We start from the raw sequence: 16345 nt of genomic DNA on the forward strand, positions 1-16345 counted from the left end.
CGAGCTGTCCATATCGTCGCTTCCACGACCGGACAAAGGTGGAGGCGCGTCATGGCAGGCCGATGGATCGAAGAGTGGGACCCCGAGAACGAGACCTTCTGGAACGAGAAGGGGGAGCGGATAGCCCGGCGCAATCTCGCCTTCTCCGTGCTCAGTGAGCACATCGGCTTCTCGATCTGGACCCTGTTCTCCGTGATGGTCCTGTTCATGGGACCCGAGTACGGCATCGACCCGGCCGGGAAGTTCTTCCTGATCGCGACCGCGACGCTGGTCGGCGCCGTGATCCGGGTCCCGTACACCTTCGCCGTCGCCAAGTTCGGCGGCCGGAACTGGACCATCTTCAGCGCGCTGCTCCTGCTGTTGCCGGCCGGCGCGGCGTACGCGGTGATGGAGCCCGGCACCTCGTACAACACGTTCCTGGCGGTGGCCGCCCTGGCCGGCGTCGGCGGCGGAAACTTCGCGTCGTCCATGACGAACATCAACGCCTTCTTCCCGCTGCGCAAGAAGGGCTGGGCCCTCGGGCTCAACGCGGGCGGCGGCAACATCGGCGTCCCGGTCATCCAGCTGGTGTCCCTGCTGGTCATCGGCACCGCCGGTGCCGCCCAGCCGCGGCTCGTGCTGGCCATCTACATCCCGCTGATCGTGATCGCCGCCGTGTGCGCCGCCCTGTTCATGGACAACCTCGCGCCGGTCAAGAACGACACCGGTGCCGCCAAGGAGGCCGTCAAGGACGCCCACACGTGGATCATGTCCTTCCTCTACATCGGCACCTTCGGCTCGTTCATCGGCTACAGCTTCGCCTTCGGTCTGGTGCTGCAGACCCAGTTCGGCCGCACCCCGCTGCAGGCCGCCTCGCTCACCTTCATCGGCCCGCTGCTCGGCTCGCTGATCCGGCCCGTCGGCGGATCGCTCGCCGACCGCTTCGGCGGCGCCCGCATCACCCTGTGGAACTTCATCGCCATGGCCGGTGCGACGAGTGTCGTCATCGCCGCCTCGGTCCAGAAGTCCCTGCCGGTCTTCCTCGTCGGCTTCATCTCCCTGTTCGTGCTCACCGGCCTCGGCAACGGCTCCACGTACAAGATGATCCCCGGCATCTTCCAGAACAAGGCGCTCGCCAAGGGCATGACCGGCGACGAGGCCGACGCCTACGGCCGCCGGCTGTCGGGCGCCTCGATGGGGCTGATCGGAGCCGTCGGCGCGATCGGCGGTCTCGGCATCAACCTCGCCTTCCGCCAGTCCTTCCTGACGGCGGGCACCGGCACCGCCGCCTTCGTCTCCTTCCTGGCCTTCTACGCGGTGTGCACGGTCGTGACCTGGGCGGTATACCTTCGCCGGCCGGTCGTGGTGCCCGTCCGCACGGCGGAGACCGAGACGGAGCCGCAGCTCGGGCTCGCCCGGGTGTGACCGGGCGAAGTACGTAACGACAGGGAAATATGAGCGATCCGGGCCTGTCACGCACCTTTGACAGGCTCGGTCGCCCATTGACATCCACGTGGGGACGACGACATGCACGACCACGGCCATCCGCACGGCCCTCTCACCGGCTTCACCGTCGGCGTCACCGCCGCCCGTCGCGCCGACGAGCTCGGCGCACTGCTGCGGCGGCGTGGTGCGGCCGTGCTGCACGCGCCCGCACTGCGTATCGTCCCGCTCGCCGACGACGCCGAACTCCTCGCCGCGACCAAGGAGTTGATCGACCACGCCCCTGATGTGGTGGTCGCCACCACCGCCATCGGCTTTCGCGGCTGGGTCGAGGCCGCCGACGGATGGGGCTTCGGCGAGGAGCTGCTGAGCCGGCTGCGCGGTGTGGAGCTGCTGGCCCGCGGCCCCAAGGTGAAGGGGGCGATCCGTGCCGCAGGGCTCACCGAGGAGTGGTCCCCGGCATCGGAGTCCATGGCCGAGGTGCTGGACCGGCTGCTCGGGCAGGGCGTGGCCGGCCGGCGTGTCGCGCTCCAGCTGCACGGCGAGCCGCTGCCCGGATTCGTGGAGGCGCTGCGGGCCGGGGGCGCCGATGTCGTCCTCGTACCCGTCTACCGCTGGATGGCGCCGCAGGACATCGCCCCGCTGGACCGGATGCTGGACGCGGTCGTGTCCCGGAGCCTGGACGCCATCACCTTCACCAGCGCCCCGGCCGCCGTCTCGCTGCTCTCACGCGCCGAAGGCCGCGGACTGCTGCCGCTGCTGCTCGACGCACTCGGGCACCATGTGCTCGCGGCCTGCGTGGGACCGGTCACCGCCGTGCCGCTCCAGGCGGCCGGGGTCAACACCGTCCAGCCGGAGCGATTCCGGCTCGGCCCGCTCGTCCAGCTGATCGGCATGGAGCTGCCGGCCCGCGCCCGCACGCTTCCGGTCGCCGGTCACCGGGTCGAGATCCGAGGTCATGCCGTCCTGATCGACGACGAGCTGCGACCCGTCCCGCCCGCCGGAATGGCCCTGCTGCGTGCCCTGTCCGAGCGGCCCGGCTGGGTCGTCTCCCGCCCCGACCTGCTGCGCGCGCTGCCCGGCGCCGGCAGGGACGAGCACGCCGTCGAGACCGCGATGGCCCGGCTGCGTACGGCACTCGGCGCGCCGAAGCTGATCCAGACCGTGGTCAAGCGGGGGTACCGCCTGGCGCTCGACCCGGCGGCCGACACCAAGTACGCGGACGCCTGAGGGGTTTCCTCACCGCTGGAGCGCCCGCAGCAGCGCAGCGGGCGGGGCCACGAGGACATGACGCCCGGCGTCACCCGCCGCCCAGCCGTCGTTGACCGGCAGGACGGCCGGTAAAGACAGGGTGCGGCTTGAGGAGGGGTTCCGGCCGCACCCGCCGACGGGCACTCTGGTGGGGGACAGCGGTGGTGACCCACAGGGCGGTGACAGGCGCATGACATCGGCGGGCTCGGGTGTGGGGATCCCCCCAGCGCAGCGAGGGGGAGAGTGGCGGTTCGACTCCGGGCGGATCTGCCTGGATCTCGTGGCGACCTCGTCGGAGGTCCCCCGGCCGCCCGCCGCCGCACAGGAACCACTCGCGGACACCGGACGGTTGGAGCACTGGCTGGTCGGTGCGGGACTGGTCCCGGCGGGCACCCGGCTCGGCTGCGTCGACGGCATCTGGGTGAGCCGCTTCGTCGAACTGCGCGACTGCGTGGCCCAGCTGGTGCGCGCCGAACTCGACGGCCGGGGCGCGGAGTCCGCGCTGGAGCGGCTCAACACCATCGCGGCCGGGCCGCCACCCCGCATCAGAGCCGTACGGGACCAGCACGGCGCGCTGGTCAGGGCCCTGTGCACGGCGCCCGATTGCGGTGCGCTGCTCGCCGCTGTCGCGCGTGACGCCGTGGAGCTGCTGACCGATCCGGCGGACCGTTCACGGCTGCGGCAGTGCGAGGGAGACAACTGCCGCCGTGTGTATTTGGACACATCCCGTGGACGCAGGCGCCGTTGGTGCTCGAGTGAGGTATGCGGCAATCGGGAACGTGTGGCCCGGCATCGACGGCGAACTGCCGCCGCAGCAGGGGCCTGAGGCCCCGAAAAAGATCTTGAAACTTTTTTGGCCGGCGTTGAGTGAACCCTTCGCGGCCCCCGTAGTGAAGGGGGACAAGCAGCCAGCCGAAAAACAAGGTCTCGACCGGGAGGTTCAGGTGCGCAAGGATGCCGCCGTGGCCGATGACCGTCCGCAACGGGCCCGCCATCGCAACGACAAGGCACGCGACACCTCCATGCCCGACGAGGAGTTGATGCGTGCCCTCTATCGCGAACATGCCGGACCGTTGCTCGCCTATGTACTGCGTCTTGTTGCCGGCGATCGCCAGCGCGCGGAAGACGTCGTACAGGAGACGCTCATCCGTGCCTGGAAGAATGCCGGCCAGCTCAACCGTGCGACCGGCTCTGTCCGACCCTGGCTGGTGACGGTCGCCCGGCGCATCGTCATCGACGGTCACCGCAGCCGGCAGGCCCGGCCGCAGGAGGTCGATCCGTCGCCGCTTGAGGTCATGCCCGCGGAGGACGAGATCGACAAGGCGTTGTGGCTGATGACGCTATCGGATGCGCTCGATGATTTGACGCCCGCCCACAGGGAAGTCCTTGTCGAGACGTACTTCAAGGGGCGCACGGTCAATGAGGCGGCCGAGACACTCGGCATACCCAGCGGGACCGTGCGGTCCCGGGTGTTCTATGCGCTCCGTTCCATGAAGCTCGCTCTGGAGGAAAGGGGGGTCTCGGCATGACCATGTATGAGCAGGAGTCCGTGCACGACGCCGTCGGCGCATACGTGCTCGGCGTGCTCGACGAAGCGGACGCCTCCGCCTTCGAGGCGCATCTGGCGGGCTGCGACATCTGCGCCGCCCACCTCGAGGAGTTCTCCGGCATCGAGCCGATGCTGGCGATGCTGGCCGAGGCACCCGCCCCCGCGCCGCCGCAGAGCAATGTCTACAACCTCCCCGGCATGCGCTCGGCACCCCCACCGACACGGCCTGTGCCCGTGGTCCCTTCCCCGCCCAGCCCCAAGCTGCTCGGCGGGCTCCTGAACGAGGTGGCCGCGAAGCGTGCGCAGAAGCGCCGGCGCGGGATGTACCTGGTCGCGGCGGCGGCCGCACTGATCATCGGCGGCCCGACCGCCGCGGTCATGGCCACGGGGAACGACGCGGGCAGCAACCAGGCGGCCCCCGACCCGCACCCCACCAGCCCCGCCGAGGACGCCTTCTTCAACCACATGGAGGAGAAGGTGCAGGCCACGGACGCGACGACCAAGGTCAACGCGGTCGTCGGCATGGAGAAAAAGCCCTACGGCACCCACGCGGTCCTGCAGCTGAAGGGCGTCAAGGGCCCCCTGAAGTGCAACCTCATCGCGGTCTCCAACACCGGCGAGGAGGAGGTTGTCACCTCCTGGTCGGTACCCAAGTGGGGATACGGCATCCCGGACAGCCCTGAAGAGGCCGGGAGAAAGCCGCTGTACGTGCACGGCGGAGCCGCGATGGACCGCGACGACATCGATCACTTCGAGATCCGGACCTTCGACGGCGAGCGACTGGTGGAGGTCGACGCCTGACAGACCGGCCCCCTTCGCGTACGGTTGACGGCTGCCCAGTGCACGTCAGAAGGGGGCCTCGGTGGCCGCGCAGGATGCCGCTGTGAATTCCGTGATCGGTTCGACCGCCGACACGGTGCGAGACCGCGAGATCGGTGTCGAACAGGAACATCTCGACAGGGTGTACCGCCGCCTCGAGGAGAAGATCCACGAGGCGGAATTCCTGATGCACGACGCCGCCCAGCGCGGTCAGGTCGGCACCCCCGGCGCACTCGCCGAGCGGGACGCCCAGGTCTTCCGAGCGGGCATCCACCTCAACCGTCTCAACAGCGAGTTCGAGGACTTCCTCTTCGGCCGTATCGACCTGCTGTACGGCAAGGACGGCAAGAAGGGCCCCGACGGCGCGTACACCTCCGTCGAGCCCGCCGACGACGCCGTACGGCCGGACAACACCGCCGAGATCGGCGAGACCCTGCACATCGGCCGGATCGGCGTCCTCGACTCCGACTACGCGCCCATGGTCATCGACTGGCGCGCCCCCGCCGCTGCCCCGTTCTACCGCTCGACCCCGGTCGACCCCGGACGGGTGGTGCGCCGCCGGGTCATCCGTTCCAAGGGGCGCAAGGTCCTCGGTGTCGAGGACGACCTGATGCGTCCGGAGCTGACCGCCACCCTGGACGGCGCCGAGCTCCCGGTCATCGGCGACGGTGCCCTGATGGCGGCGCTCGGCCAGGCCCGCAGCCACACCATGCGTGACATCGTCGCCTCCATCCAGGCGGAGCAGGACCTGGTGATCCGCGCCCCCGCCGCGTCGGTCGCCCAGGTCGAGGGCGGCCCCGGTACGGGCAAGACGGCGGTCGCCCTGCACCGCGCGGCCTATCTGCTCTACCAGGACCGCCGGCGCTACGCGGGCGGCATTCTCATCGTCTCCCCGACCCCGCTGCTCGTCGCCTACACCGAGGGCGTGCTGCCGTCGCTCGGCGAGGAGGGCCAGGTCGCCATCCGCGCGCTCGGCTCGCTGGTCGACGGGGTGGAGGCCACGACGTACGACGATTCCGCGGTCGCCCGTGTCAAGGGGTCGTCGCGCATGCTCAAGGTGCTGCGCAAGGCCGCACGGGGCGCGCTGGAGCTTCCGGGCGGGGGCGCCAGGGGTGCGGCCGCCGCGGGGCGCGGCGGGCAGCTCGCGTTCGGCGAGGACGACGCGGCCCAGGCCGTACCCGCCGAGTCGCCCACCCGGCTGCGGGTGGTCGCCTTCGGGCGGCGGCTCGAGCTGGAGGCCGACGAGCTGCAGCGCATCCGGCACAACGTCCTCGGCGGGACCGCGCCCGTCAACCTGCTGCGCCCGCGCGCCCGGCGCCTGCTGCTGGACGCCCTGTACGCCAAGTCCGGTGCGACCGGCCGTGCTGCGTCCTCCTCCTACACGGACCCCGAGCTCGCCGCCGAGCTGCGCTCGTCCTTCGACGAGGACGTCACGAGCGAGGACAGCTTCATCGAGTTCCTCGACGCGTGGTGGCCGGAGCTCACCCCGCGCGCAGTGCTCTCCGCGATGGCCGACGAGCGGCGTCTCGGCCGCTGGGCGCGCCGGGTGCTCAACCCGGGCGAGGTGCGCCGACTCGCCAGGTCGCTGCGCCGCGACGCCCTGTCCGTGCACGATGTGGCGCTGCTCGACGAACTGCAGGCGCAGCTCGGCACCCCGGCCCGCCCCCGCAAGAAGCGCGAGCTCGACCCGCTGGACCACCTCACCGGTCTGGAGGAGCTCATGCCGCAGCGCGAGGAGACCCAGCGTGAGCGGCAGGAGCGGCTGGCGGCCGAGCGCACCGAGTACGCGCATGTCATCGTCGACGAGGCGCAGGATCTGACGCCGATGCAGTGGCGGATGGTCGGCCGCCGGGGCAGGCACGCCACCTGGACGGTCGTCGGGGACCCCGCCCAGTCGTCCTGGCCGTCCCCGGACGAGGCGGCCGAGGCCCGTGACGAGGCGCTCGGCACCCGGCCCCGGCGCCGCTTCGAGCTGACCGTCAACTACCGCAACCCGGCCGAGATCGCCGAGCTCTCGGCCAAGGTGCTCAAGCTCGCGATGCCCGGGATGCGCGCCCCGTCCGCCGTCCGCTCCACGGGCGTACTGCCGCGCTTCGCCGCCGTACCGGAGGGCAGCGACCTGGCCAGGACCGTGCGGGCCGAGGCACAGCGGCTGCTGGACGAGGTCGAGGGCACCGTCGGTGTCGTCGTCGCGATGAACCGGCGCGAGCAGGCGGCACGTTGGCTGGCGGGGCTCGGTGAGCGCGTGGTGGTGCTGGGGTCGCTGGAGGCCAAGGGCCTCGAGTACGACGCCACGGTGGTCGCCTCGCCGGCGGAGATCGCCGGGGGTTCCTCCCGGGACGGGGTCTTTGGGGGAGAGTCGGCCGCCGGGCTGCGGGTGCTCTACGTGGCGCTGACCCGGGCGACGCAGCAGCTCACGGTGGTCTCGGGCCCGCGCGACAAGCCGGACGAGAACGGGGTCCCGGACCTGCTGCGGGACTGAGGCGGACCACGTGGGCGACTGACGCGGAGTCAACCTGCGATGTCGGAATCACTTGCCGGGGTGGTTTGTTAGCCTTGGTGTGGCACCGGCCCGATCCAAGCCCCCGGGCCCAACCTTCGTCCCTCAGAGGGACCACTTGCCGCGAGGCGAGCATGGCGGGTCGGTGCCACCTGATCCGGACATTCCGTCCACACGGAAGAGGCCCGCGTCACCCATCGGTGACGCGGGCCTCTTCTGCTTGACCTACACTTCTCGTATGGTGGAAAAGAACTTCCGAAAACTAAATGACCGCATTACCTGCTACTGGCAGGTAGGTGTCACCATCGGAAGGCGCTGCCGGGCACCGGCCACGGCGCCGCACAGCAACGAAGCTAGGGAAAGCAGAGGAACCCGGCCATGGCAACGGCGCCCAGCGTCTCGTACTCGATGACGGTCCGGCTGGAGGTGCCCGCGAGCGGAACCGCGGTCTCCCAGCTCACCACGGCGGTGGAGTCCAACGGCGGCTCCGTGACCGGCCTCGACGTGACGGCATCCGGCCACGAGAAGCTGCGGATAGACGTCACGATCGCCGCCTCCTCCACCGCGCACGCCGACGAGATCGTCGAGGAGTTGCGCAAGATCGAGGGCGTCGTCCTCGGCAAGGTCTCCGACCGTACGTTCCTGATGCACCTCGGCGGCAAGATCGAGATGCAGTCCAAGCACCCCATCCGCAACCGTGACGATCTCTCGATGATCTACACCCCGGGTGTGGCCCGCGTCTGCATGGCCATCGCCGAGAATCCCGAGGACGCCCGCCGCCTCACCATCAAGCGCAATTCCGTTGCAGTGGTGACCGACGGCTCCGCCGTACTCGGCCTCGGCAACATCGGCCCCAAGGCCGCCCTGCCCGTCATGGAGGGCAAGGCGGCCCTCTTCAAGCGCTTCGCCGGCATCGACGCCTGGCCGCTGTGTCTGGACACCCAGGACACCGACGCCATCGTCGAGGTCGTCAAGGCGATCGCCCCCGGCTTCGCCGGCATCAATCTCGAGGACATCTCCGCACCCCGCTGCTTCGAGATCGAGGCGCGGCTGCGCGAGGCCCTGGACATCCCCGTCTTCCACGACGACCAGCACGGCACCGCGATCGTCGTGCTCGCCGCGCTGACCAACGCATTGCGCGTGGTGGGCAAGGCGATCGAGGACGTGCGGGTGGTCATGTCCGGTGCGGGCGCGGCCGGTACGGCCATCCTCAAGCTGCTGATCGCCGCGGGCGTCAAGCACGCGGTCGTCGCCGACATCCACGGCGTCGTGCACGCGGGCCGTGCGGACCTGGTGGACGCCGCGCCCGGGACGCCGCTGCGCTGGATCGCCGACAACACCAACCCCGAGGGCGTCACCGGCACGCTCAAGGAAGCGGTCGCCGGCGCGGACGTGTTCATCGGTGTCTCGGCCCCGAACGTGCTCGGCGCGGACGATGTCGCGGCGATGGCGGAGGGCGCCATCGTGTTCGCGCTCGCGAACCCCGACCCCGAGATCGACCCGGCAATCGCCCGCCAGACGGCCGCAGTTGTGGCCACCGGCCGCTCGGACTTCCCCAACCAGATCAACAACGTGCTGGTCTTCCCGGGCGTCTTCCGCGGCCTGCTGGACGCTCAGTCCCGCACCGTCAACACCGAGATGATGCTCGCGGCCGCGACCGCGCTCGCGGACGTCGTGTCCGAGGACGAACTCAACCCGAACTACATCGTTCCGTCCGTCTTCAACGACAAGGTGGCGGGAGCGGTCGCGGGCGCGGTGCGCGAGGCGGCCAAGGCGGCAGTGGCGGCTGTGACAGGCCCCACGTCCGCCTGACATACGGCGCGTCGCGGGTCGCGGGGCCGCAAACCCCCCCTTAGGGTGGCGGACCATGAGCCGGCGGCCCCCGGTCCGCCCCGCCCGTCGCTCCGATGAGTTCCGGGGGAGTAGACGGAACGTCACCACGACGAGGCAGTGGCGCTTTTCGTGTGACTCCGGAGGGTGCCGGATTGGCTTTCCCGCCGCTGGTGGGGGCAGGATGCGTATTCGGGCGCGAGGGTCTGACAGCAGACCCGGGTCCGGGGACTGTCCAAGGGCCCTGGCAGCATCGGCTTCGATCTCACGCCTCACAGGCAAGAAGAACACGGGAGTAAGAACATGAACCGCAGTGAGCTGGTGGCCGCGCTGGCCGACCGCGCCGAGGTGACCCGCAAGGACGCCGACGCCGTGCTGGCCGCTCTCGCCGAGACCGTCGGCGAGGTCGTCGCCAAGGGCGACGAGAAGGTCACCATCCCCGGCTTCCTGACCTTCGAGCGCACCCACCGTGCCGCTCGCACCGCTCGTAACCCGCAGACCGGCGACCCGATCCAGATCCCGGCCGGCTACAGCGTGAAGGTCTCCGCGGGCTCGAAGCTCAAGGAAGCCGCCAAGGGCAACTGAGCCTCCGGCAGCACCAAGGGCGGCCACCTGTGCGGGTGGCCGCCCTTTCGCGCGCCTACGCCCCGCTGAAGCCCCTTCCCGGGGCGCCGGCCCCGTGCCCCCGGCGTCTTCCGTGCCGCAGGGCTGTCTGTGCCGGTCGCTCGGCAGGGGCCCGGGACAGCGCCCCCGACGCCGCTGCGGCGGCGGAGGAGGCCCGGTGAACAGCGCCCGGCCGGTACGTGACCCAGTCCTTCGAACGGCAGCACGGCCTCGGCGCGAACGTCGCCTGCGAGGCGGCCGCCGCCGAGGGCAAGGTCGGCGAGCTGCGCCGCGACCCGTTCACGTGCGGCCGGCCCGGCCGGTACGGGGCGGCCGGGGGAGAGAGCGCCTCCCGCGGCCCCGGGCCGTAGGAGCGTGCGGGAGGCGGGGCTGTCCCGCCCCGCAGATACGCGACGGCCCCCGCGGGGCACCCGCGAGGGCCGTCGGAGCGTCGTGTGCCGGTCAGACGATCGGGCCGCCCGGCAGCTCCACCTTCGCGCCGAGCTTCTCGAGCTTCTCCATGAAGTTCTCGTAGCCGCGGTTGATCAGGTCGATACCGTGCACACGCGACGTCCCCTGCGCCGCCAGAGCCGCGATCAGGTACGAGAAGCCGCCGCGCAGGTCCGGGATGACCAGATCCGCGCCCTGGAGCTTCGTCGGGCCCGACACGACCGCCGAGTGCAGGAAGTTGCGCTGGCCGAAGCGGCAGTGGGAGCCGCCCAGGCACTCGCGGTACAGCTGGATGTGTGCGCCCATCTGGTTCAGCGCCGAGGTGAAGCCGAGCCGCGACTCGTACACCGTCTCGTGGACGATGGACAGGCCCGTCGCCTGCGTCAGCGCCACCACCAGCGGCTGCTGCCAGTCGGTCTGGAAGCCGGGGTGCACGTCCGTCTCCAGCGCGATCGACTTCAGGCGGCCGCCCGGGTGCCAGAAGCGGATGCCCTCGTCGTCGATCTCGAAGGCGCCGCCGACCTTCCGGTACGTGTTCAGGAAGGTCATCATCGAGCGCTGCTGCGCGCCGCGCACGTAGATGTTGCCCTCGGTCGCCAGTGCCGCCGACGCCCAGGAGGCAGCCTCCAGACGGTCCGGGAGCGCGCGGTGCGTGTAACCGCCGAGCTTGTCGACACCGGTGATCCGGATCGTCCGGTCGGTGTCCACGGAGATGATCGCGCCCATTTTCTGCAGGACGCAGATCAGGTCCTCGATCTCCGGCTCCACCGCCGCGTTGGTCAGCTCGGTGACACCCTCGGCCAGCACCGCCGTCAGCAGCACCTGCTCGGTCGAGCCGACGGACGGGTACGGCAGCCGGATCTTGGTGCCGCGCAGCCGCTGCGGGGCCTCCAGGTACTGGCCGTCCGCCCGCTTCTCGATCGTCGCGCCGAACTGGCGCAGTACGTCGAAGTGGAAGTCGATCGGCCTGCCGCCGATGTCGCAGCCGCCCAGACCCGGGATGAAGGCGTGGCCGAGGCGGTGCAGCAGTGGCCCGCAGAACAGGATCGGGATGCGCGACGAGCCCGCGTGGGCATCGATGTCGGCGACGTTCGCGCTCTCCACGTGCGTCGGGTCGAGGACCAGCTCACCGGGCTCCTCGCCCGGGCGGACGGTCACACCGTGCAGCTGGAGCAGCCCGCGGACGACACGCACGTCACGGATGTCGGGCACATTGCGCAGCCGGCTCGGCTCGCTGCCGAGCAGGGCGGCGACCATCGCCTTGGGCACGAGGTTCTTCGCGCCGCGGACGCGGATCTCGCCCTCCAGCGGGGTGCCGCCGTGGACAAGCAGTACATCGTCGGTGCCGGTCATGAATCTCGCGTTCCGGAGTCGTCGGGCAGGGGGCCAGAGAAAAGGGTAAGGGTCGTGTGCCCCTGCGCCGTAGGGCTGGGACAGACCGCAGGCGTAATGAATTCGGTACAACACGGTCCGTATCCCCCCGCTCGCGCAAGGTCACCGCCCGGGCTCCCGGCCGGGCTCGCGCCCGGCGCGCTCTGAGCTGCGCTCACTCACACTCTGCCGCTCACCCCCCGCAGAGGGCGAAGATGCGGGATCATGTCTCGCATGACCGAGGTGTCCTCGCTCACAGGACGGCTGCTCGTCGCCACACCCGCCCTCGCGGACCCGAACTTCGACCGCGCGGTGGTGCTGCTGCTCGACCACGACGACGAGGGCTCCCTCGGCGTGGTTCTGAACAGGCCCACCCCGGTGGGCGTGGGCGACATCCTGGAGCCGTGGGCCGGGCTCGCCGGTGAGCCGGGTGTGGTTTTCCAGGGGGGCCCGGTCTCCCTCGATTCGGCGCTCGGCGTCGCGGTCATACCCGGCGACGAGGGGCCGCTCGGCTGGCGGCGGGTGTACGGCGCGATCGGCCTGGTGGACCTGGAGGCGCCGCCGGAGCTGCTCGGGGCGGCCCTCGGCTCCCTGCGGATCTTCGCCGGGTACGCGGGCTGGGGCCCGGGCCAGCTGGAGGACGAGCTGACCGACGGCGCCTGGTACGTCGTCGAGTCGGAGCCCGGCGATGTCTCGTCCCCGAACCCGGAGAGCCTGTGGCGTGCGGTGCTGCGGCGCCAGCGCAGTGAACTGGCCATGTTCGCGACGTATCCGGACGACCCGAGTCTGAACTGACGGGCCCGCCGGCGGCGCAGCCCGCCCCGCGGGGCCCTCCTCCCGTACCGCCCCGGGCGTGGGTACCCTTGGAGCTCATGAGCACTCTTGAGCCCGAGCGCGGGACAGGCACCGGGATCCTCGTAGAACCGACGCCGCAGGTGTCGCACGGCGACGGCGACCACGAGCGCTTCGCCCATTACGTCCAGAAGGACAAGATCATGGCGAGTGCCCTCGACGGCACTCCCGTGGTGGCCCTGTGCGGGAAGGTCTGGGTTCCCGGACGCGACCCCAAGAAGTACCCGGTCTGCCCGATGTGCAAGGAGATCTACGACTCCATGGGCTCCGGCGGCGACAAGGGTGACAAGGGCGGCAAGGACAAGAAGTAGCCCGGGCTTCACGGCAACGCCCGGCGGCTCACGGCCCCCGGGGCGCGCATACAGCGTGCCCCGGGGGCCGTTTTCTGTGCCCGTTTTCTGTGTCCGCGGGCCGTTCGCGTTGCGCGGGGTGCGGCCACCGGCCACAGAGTGGTCGAGACCTCTTGTACGGCCGCGGGTGCGGCTCTAGCCTCCTGCGTGTTGTGCAGTGCGAAACACTCGTTGCATATGTTGCAACGCCGATTCGTAGAGGACCCAGCATGAAGCTCATCGCCCGGATCGCCTCCCCCGTCGCGGCCCTTGCGCTGGCGGCCCTCACCGGGGTGGCCTGCGCCCCTCAGACCTCCGACACCGGCGCCAAGCAGGACGACAAGAGCGGCACACTGCGGGTCTGGCTCTTCCAGGAGGTCAACAACCGGCCGAAGGAACAGGTCGTCGACGCCGCCGTGACCGCCTTCGAGAAGGCGCACAAGGGCGCGAAGGCGGAGGTCGAGTACATCCCCGTCGAGACCCGTGCCCAGCGGATCAAGGCCGCCTTCAACGACCCGAAGAGCGCCCCGGATCTGATCGAGTACGGCAACACCGACACCGCCGGGTACGTCAAGGACGGCGGACTCGCGGACATCGGCGCCGAGTTCGACGCCTGGGACGAGGCCAAGGACACCGACCCGACCGCCCGGCAGTCGGTCACCGTCGGCACCAAGGTCTACGGAGCGCCCCTGTTCGTCGGCGTCCGCGCGCTCTACTACCGCACAGACGTCTTCAAGGACCTGGGGATCGAGCCGCCCAGGACCCAGGCCGAACTGATCACCACCGCAAAGAGGATCCACAGGGCGAAGCCCGGAATGTACGGGCTCGCGGTCGGCGGCGCGTACACCTACGGTGCGATGCCCTTCATCTGGGCCAACGGCGGCGAACTGGCCGAGGAGAGCGGCGGCTCCTACACCGCGGCCATCGACAGTCCGGCCGCGCAGAAGGGCATCACCTCGTACGCCTCCCTCTTCGGTGACGACAACTGCCCGGCCGACAAGTGCGCCTCCATGGGCGGCAACGCCACCGTCACCGCCTTCGCCTCCGGCAAGGCCGCCATGGCGATCGGCGGCGACTTCAGCCACCAGGCGGTCGAGGCCGGCACGGTGAAGGGCGCGTACGCCGTCGTGCCGCTGCCGGGCCTGAAGGAGGGCGAGATCGCCCCGGCCTTCGCCGGCGGCAACAACCTCGGTGTCCTCAAGAGCAGTTCGCACCGGACGCTGGCCGTCGACCTGATGAAGCGGCTCGCGGGCAAGGAGACCCAGGCCAGGCTGTTCGACGCGATGGGGTTTCTGCCCACGTACACCGACGTACGGGCCGAGGCGGCGCAGAAGGAGCCGTTCGTGAAGCCCTTCATCGAGACTCTGGGCGCGGGCGCCAAGTTCGTTCCGGCCTCCCCGGCCTGGGGGCAGATCGACGCCTCGCTCGTCCTGCCGACCATGTTCCAGGAGGTCGTCAGCGGCAAGAAGGACGTGGCGACGGCCTCCGCCGAGGCCGCGAAGAAGATGGACGCCGCGTTCGCGGACGCGGGCTGAGCGGCCCGGTCAGGCGAAGCGCGATGACGCACAACGCCACCGCGGCCGAGCCGGCCGCGGTCCCCGCCAGGTCCGCGGCGGCCCGCACGTCCCAAGCCCCGCGGTCGCGGCGCTCCGACGCCTGGACGCCCTGGCTGTATCTCGCACCCGCGCTGGTGGTGCTCGCCGCACTGCTCGTCTACCCGATCTACCAACTCGGCCTGATCTCCGTCCTGGAGTACACCCAGGCCCAGGTCAGCGGAGGCGAACCCACCACCTTCCAGGGCCTCGGCAACTACCGGACCCTTTTCGCGGACGGCCAGTTCCGGCAGGTGCTGCTGGCGACCGTGCTCTTCGCGACCGCCTGCGTCCTCGCCACCCTCGCGGCCGGCTGCGCACTGGCAGTCCTGCTCACACGGATACGGGCCGTGCCGCGCCTCGCGCTGATGCTGGCCGCGCTCGGCGCCTGGGCCACCCCGGCCATCACCGGCTCCACCGTCTGGGTCTTCCTCTTCGACCCGGACTTCGGGCCGGTCAACCGGGTGCTGGGACTGGGCGACTTCTCCTGGACGTACGGGCGCTACAGCGCCTTCGCGCTCGTCCTCCTCGAGGTCGTCTGGTGCTCGTTCCCCTTTGTGATGGTGACCGTGTACGCGGGCATCAGGGCGATACCCGGGGAGGTGCTGGAGGCGGCATCCCTGGACGGTGCCTCGCAGTGGCGCATCTGGCGTTCCGTCATGGCGCCGATGCTCCGTCCCATTCTGGTCGTCGTCACCATTCAGTCGGTCATCTGGGACTTCAAGGTCTTCACGCAGATCTATGTGATGACGAACGGCGGAGGAATCGCCGGACAGAACCTCGTGCTCAATGTCTACGCCTACCAAAAGGCCTTCGCGTCCTCGCAGTACAGCCTGGGGGCGGCCATCGGCGTCGTCATGCTGCTGATTCTGCTGGCGGTCACCTTGGTCCATCTGCGGCTGCTTCGCCACCAAGGGGAGGAATTGTGAGCGCGTTCTCCGCTCGTGTCCGCGTGCGCCGGCCGTGGCGTCTCGCCGCGGAGGCGACCGCCCTGATCGTCGCGGCCACCGTCGTCTTCCCGCTCTACTGGATGGTGCTTTCCGCCTTCAGACCGGCGGGCGAGATCCAGTCCACCGCACCCCGGCCATGGACGCTTTCACCGTCCCTCGACTCGTTCCGCCGCGTCTTCGAGCAGCAGGAATTCGGCCGCTACTTCCTCAACAGCCTCTTCGTGGCCGGAGCGGTCGTCATCGCCTCCGCCCTGATCGCGTTTCTCGCGGCGACGGCCGTGACCCGCTTCCGTTTCCGGTTCCGCACCACGCTTCTGATCATGTTCCTGGTCGCGCAGATGGTGCCGATCGAGGCGCTGACCATCCCACTCTTCTTCCTGATGCGGGACTTCGGACAGCTCAACACCCTCGGCGCGCTGATCCTTCCGCACATCGCCTTCTCGCTGCCGTTCGCGATCTGGATGCTGCGCGGCTTCGTCAAGGCGGTCCCTGACGCGCTGGAGGAGGCCGCTCGCATGGACGGCGCGAGCCGTACGCGCTTCCTCTGGCAGATTCTGTTCCCGCTGGTCTTCCCGGGGCTGGTGGCGACGAGCGTCTTCTCGTTCATCTCCACGTGGAACGACTTCCTGTTCGCGAAGTCCTTCATCATCAGCGACACCTCGCAGTCCACCCTTCCGATGGCGCTGCTGGTCTTCTTCAAGCCGGACGAGAACGACTGGGGTGGCATCATGGCGGCGTCGACCGTGATGACTGTTCCTGTGCTCGTCTTCTTCGTACTCGTACAGCGACGTCTGGTCTCGGGGCTGGGCGGAGCGGTGAAGGACTGA

At 70.1% G+C, this 16345-nt stretch carries 15 protein-coding genes; 14 read left to right on the plus strand and 1 reads right to left on the minus strand.

Annotated features, from left to right (window positions below):
- Window positions 1–51 precede the first annotated feature (51 nt).
- From OHS70_RS23125 to OHS70_RS23165, 9 genes are all read left to right on the plus strand, one after another.
- Window positions 52–1404 (plus strand): nitrate/nitrite transporter, encoded by a 1353-nt coding sequence (locus OHS70_RS23125; RefSeq protein WP_328400045.1) that lies wholly within the window; start codon window positions 52–54, stop codon window positions 1402–1404.
- 102 nt (window positions 1405–1506) lie between these two features.
- Window positions 1507–2652 carry a uroporphyrinogen-III synthase gene (locus OHS70_RS23130; RefSeq protein ID WP_328400047.1) on the plus strand — a complete coding sequence of 382 codons (1146 nt, stop codon included), beginning with the start codon at window positions 1507–1509 and terminating at the stop codon, window positions 2650–2652.
- 211 nt (window positions 2653–2863) lie between these two features.
- Window positions 2864–3499, plus strand: a complete 636-nt coding sequence (locus OHS70_RS23135; protein ID WP_328400049.1) for a CGNR zinc finger domain-containing protein — start codon at window positions 2864–2866, stop codon at window positions 3497–3499.
- Window positions 3500–3617: 118 nt separating this feature from the next.
- Window positions 3618–4202 carry a sigma-70 family RNA polymerase sigma factor gene (locus OHS70_RS23140; RefSeq protein WP_328405850.1) on the plus strand — a complete coding sequence of 195 codons (585 nt, stop codon included), beginning with the start codon at window positions 3618–3620 and terminating at the stop codon, window positions 4200–4202.
- The gene (locus OHS70_RS23145) at window positions 4199–5023 is read left to right on the plus strand and encodes a zf-HC2 domain-containing protein (protein ID WP_328400051.1); all 825 of its coding nucleotides are present in this window, start codon (window positions 4199–4201) and stop codon (window positions 5021–5023) included. The genes OHS70_RS23140 and OHS70_RS23145 overlap by 4 nt, the downstream gene beginning before the upstream one ends.
- Window positions 5024–5084: 61 nt before the next feature.
- Entirely contained in the window at window positions 5085–7523 is a 2439-nt protein-coding gene (locus OHS70_RS23150) for a HelD family protein (RefSeq protein ID WP_328400053.1), read from the plus strand.
- A 396-nt stretch (window positions 7524–7919) separates the two neighbouring features.
- Window positions 7920–9353 (plus strand): NAD-dependent malic enzyme, encoded by a 1434-nt coding sequence (locus OHS70_RS23155; protein ID WP_328400055.1) that lies wholly within the window; start codon window positions 7920–7922, stop codon window positions 9351–9353.
- A 321-nt stretch (window positions 9354–9674) separates the two neighbouring features.
- Window positions 9675–9956, plus strand: a complete 282-nt coding sequence (locus tag OHS70_RS23160) for an HU family DNA-binding protein (protein ID WP_328400057.1) — start codon at window positions 9675–9677, stop codon at window positions 9954–9956.
- A 218-nt stretch (window positions 9957–10174) separates the two neighbouring features.
- Window positions 10175–10345 (plus strand): hypothetical protein, encoded by a 171-nt coding sequence (locus OHS70_RS23165; protein WP_328406205.1) that lies wholly within the window; start codon window positions 10175–10177, stop codon window positions 10343–10345.
- A gap of 91 nt (window positions 10346–10436) precedes the next feature.
- Here the strand turns inward: OHS70_RS23165 and murA are convergent, their stop codons facing one another.
- The gene (murA, locus tag OHS70_RS23170; RefSeq protein WP_328400059.1) at window positions 10437–11777 is read right to left on the minus strand and encodes a UDP-N-acetylglucosamine 1-carboxyvinyltransferase; all 1341 of its coding nucleotides are present in this window, start codon (window positions 11775–11777) and stop codon (window positions 10437–10439) included.
- 252 nt (window positions 11778–12029) lie between these two features.
- Here murA and OHS70_RS23175 point away from each other — a divergent pair, with 252 nt between their 5' ends.
- From OHS70_RS23175 to OHS70_RS23195, 5 genes are all read left to right on the plus strand, one after another.
- Window positions 12030–12590 carry a YqgE/AlgH family protein gene (locus OHS70_RS23175; RefSeq protein ID WP_328400061.1) on the plus strand — a complete coding sequence of 187 codons (561 nt, stop codon included), beginning with the start codon at window positions 12030–12032 and terminating at the stop codon, window positions 12588–12590.
- 77 nt (window positions 12591–12667) lie between these two features.
- The gene (locus tag OHS70_RS23180; protein WP_328400063.1) at window positions 12668–12958 is read left to right on the plus strand and encodes a DUF3039 domain-containing protein; all 291 of its coding nucleotides are present in this window, start codon (window positions 12668–12670) and stop codon (window positions 12956–12958) included.
- 248 nt (window positions 12959–13206) lie between these two features.
- Window positions 13207–14511, plus strand: a complete 1305-nt coding sequence (locus OHS70_RS23185) for an extracellular solute-binding protein (RefSeq protein WP_328400065.1) — start codon at window positions 13207–13209, stop codon at window positions 14509–14511.
- A 23-nt stretch (window positions 14512–14534) separates the two neighbouring features.
- Complete coding sequence (locus OHS70_RS23190) at window positions 14535–15497, plus strand: carbohydrate ABC transporter permease (RefSeq protein ID WP_328400068.1); 963 nt, start codon at window positions 14535–14537, stop codon at window positions 15495–15497.
- Window positions 15494–16345: a carbohydrate ABC transporter permease gene (locus tag OHS70_RS23195; protein ID WP_328400070.1), complete on the plus strand. Its 852-nt coding sequence runs from the start codon at window positions 15494–15496 to the stop codon at window positions 16343–16345. Before OHS70_RS23190 ends, OHS70_RS23195 begins: the two co-directional genes overlap by 4 nt.

The sequence above is a fragment of the Streptomyces sp. NBC_00390 genome, assembly GCF_036057275.1.
Lineage (GTDB): Bacteria > Actinomycetota > Actinomycetes > Streptomycetales > Streptomycetaceae > Streptomyces.

What these genes read in the sequence shown, in the direction of transcription:
- OHS70_RS23155 (WP_328400055.1), top strand. Translation starts at nt 7,920, where the DNA reads ATGGCAACGGCGCCCAGCGTCTCGTACTCGATGACGGTCCGGCTGGAG.
- murA (WP_328400059.1), bottom strand. Translation starts at nt 11,777, where the DNA reads ATGACCGGCACCGACGATGTACTGCTTGTCCACGGCGGCACCCCGCTG.
- OHS70_RS23125 (WP_328400045.1), top strand. Translation starts at nt 52, where the DNA reads ATGGCAGGCCGATGGATCGAAGAGTGGGACCCCGAGAACGAGACCTTC.
- OHS70_RS23190 (WP_328400068.1), top strand. Translation starts at nt 14,535, where the DNA reads ATGACGCACAACGCCACCGCGGCCGAGCCGGCCGCGGTCCCCGCCAGG.
- OHS70_RS23130 (WP_328400047.1), top strand. Translation starts at nt 1,507, where the DNA reads ATGCACGACCACGGCCATCCGCACGGCCCTCTCACCGGCTTCACCGTC.
- OHS70_RS23135 (WP_328400049.1), top strand. Translation starts at nt 2,864, where the DNA reads ATGACATCGGCGGGCTCGGGTGTGGGGATCCCCCCAGCGCAGCGAGGG.
- OHS70_RS23180 (WP_328400063.1), top strand. Translation starts at nt 12,668, where the DNA reads ATGAGCACTCTTGAGCCCGAGCGCGGGACAGGCACCGGGATCCTCGTA.
- OHS70_RS23185 (WP_328400065.1), top strand. Translation starts at nt 13,207, where the DNA reads ATGAAGCTCATCGCCCGGATCGCCTCCCCCGTCGCGGCCCTTGCGCTG.
- OHS70_RS23175 (WP_328400061.1), top strand. Translation starts at nt 12,030, where the DNA reads ATGACCGAGGTGTCCTCGCTCACAGGACGGCTGCTCGTCGCCACACCC.
- OHS70_RS23160 (WP_328400057.1), top strand. Translation starts at nt 9,675, where the DNA reads ATGAACCGCAGTGAGCTGGTGGCCGCGCTGGCCGACCGCGCCGAGGTG.
- OHS70_RS23145 (WP_328400051.1), top strand. Translation starts at nt 4,199, where the DNA reads ATGACCATGTATGAGCAGGAGTCCGTGCACGACGCCGTCGGCGCATAC.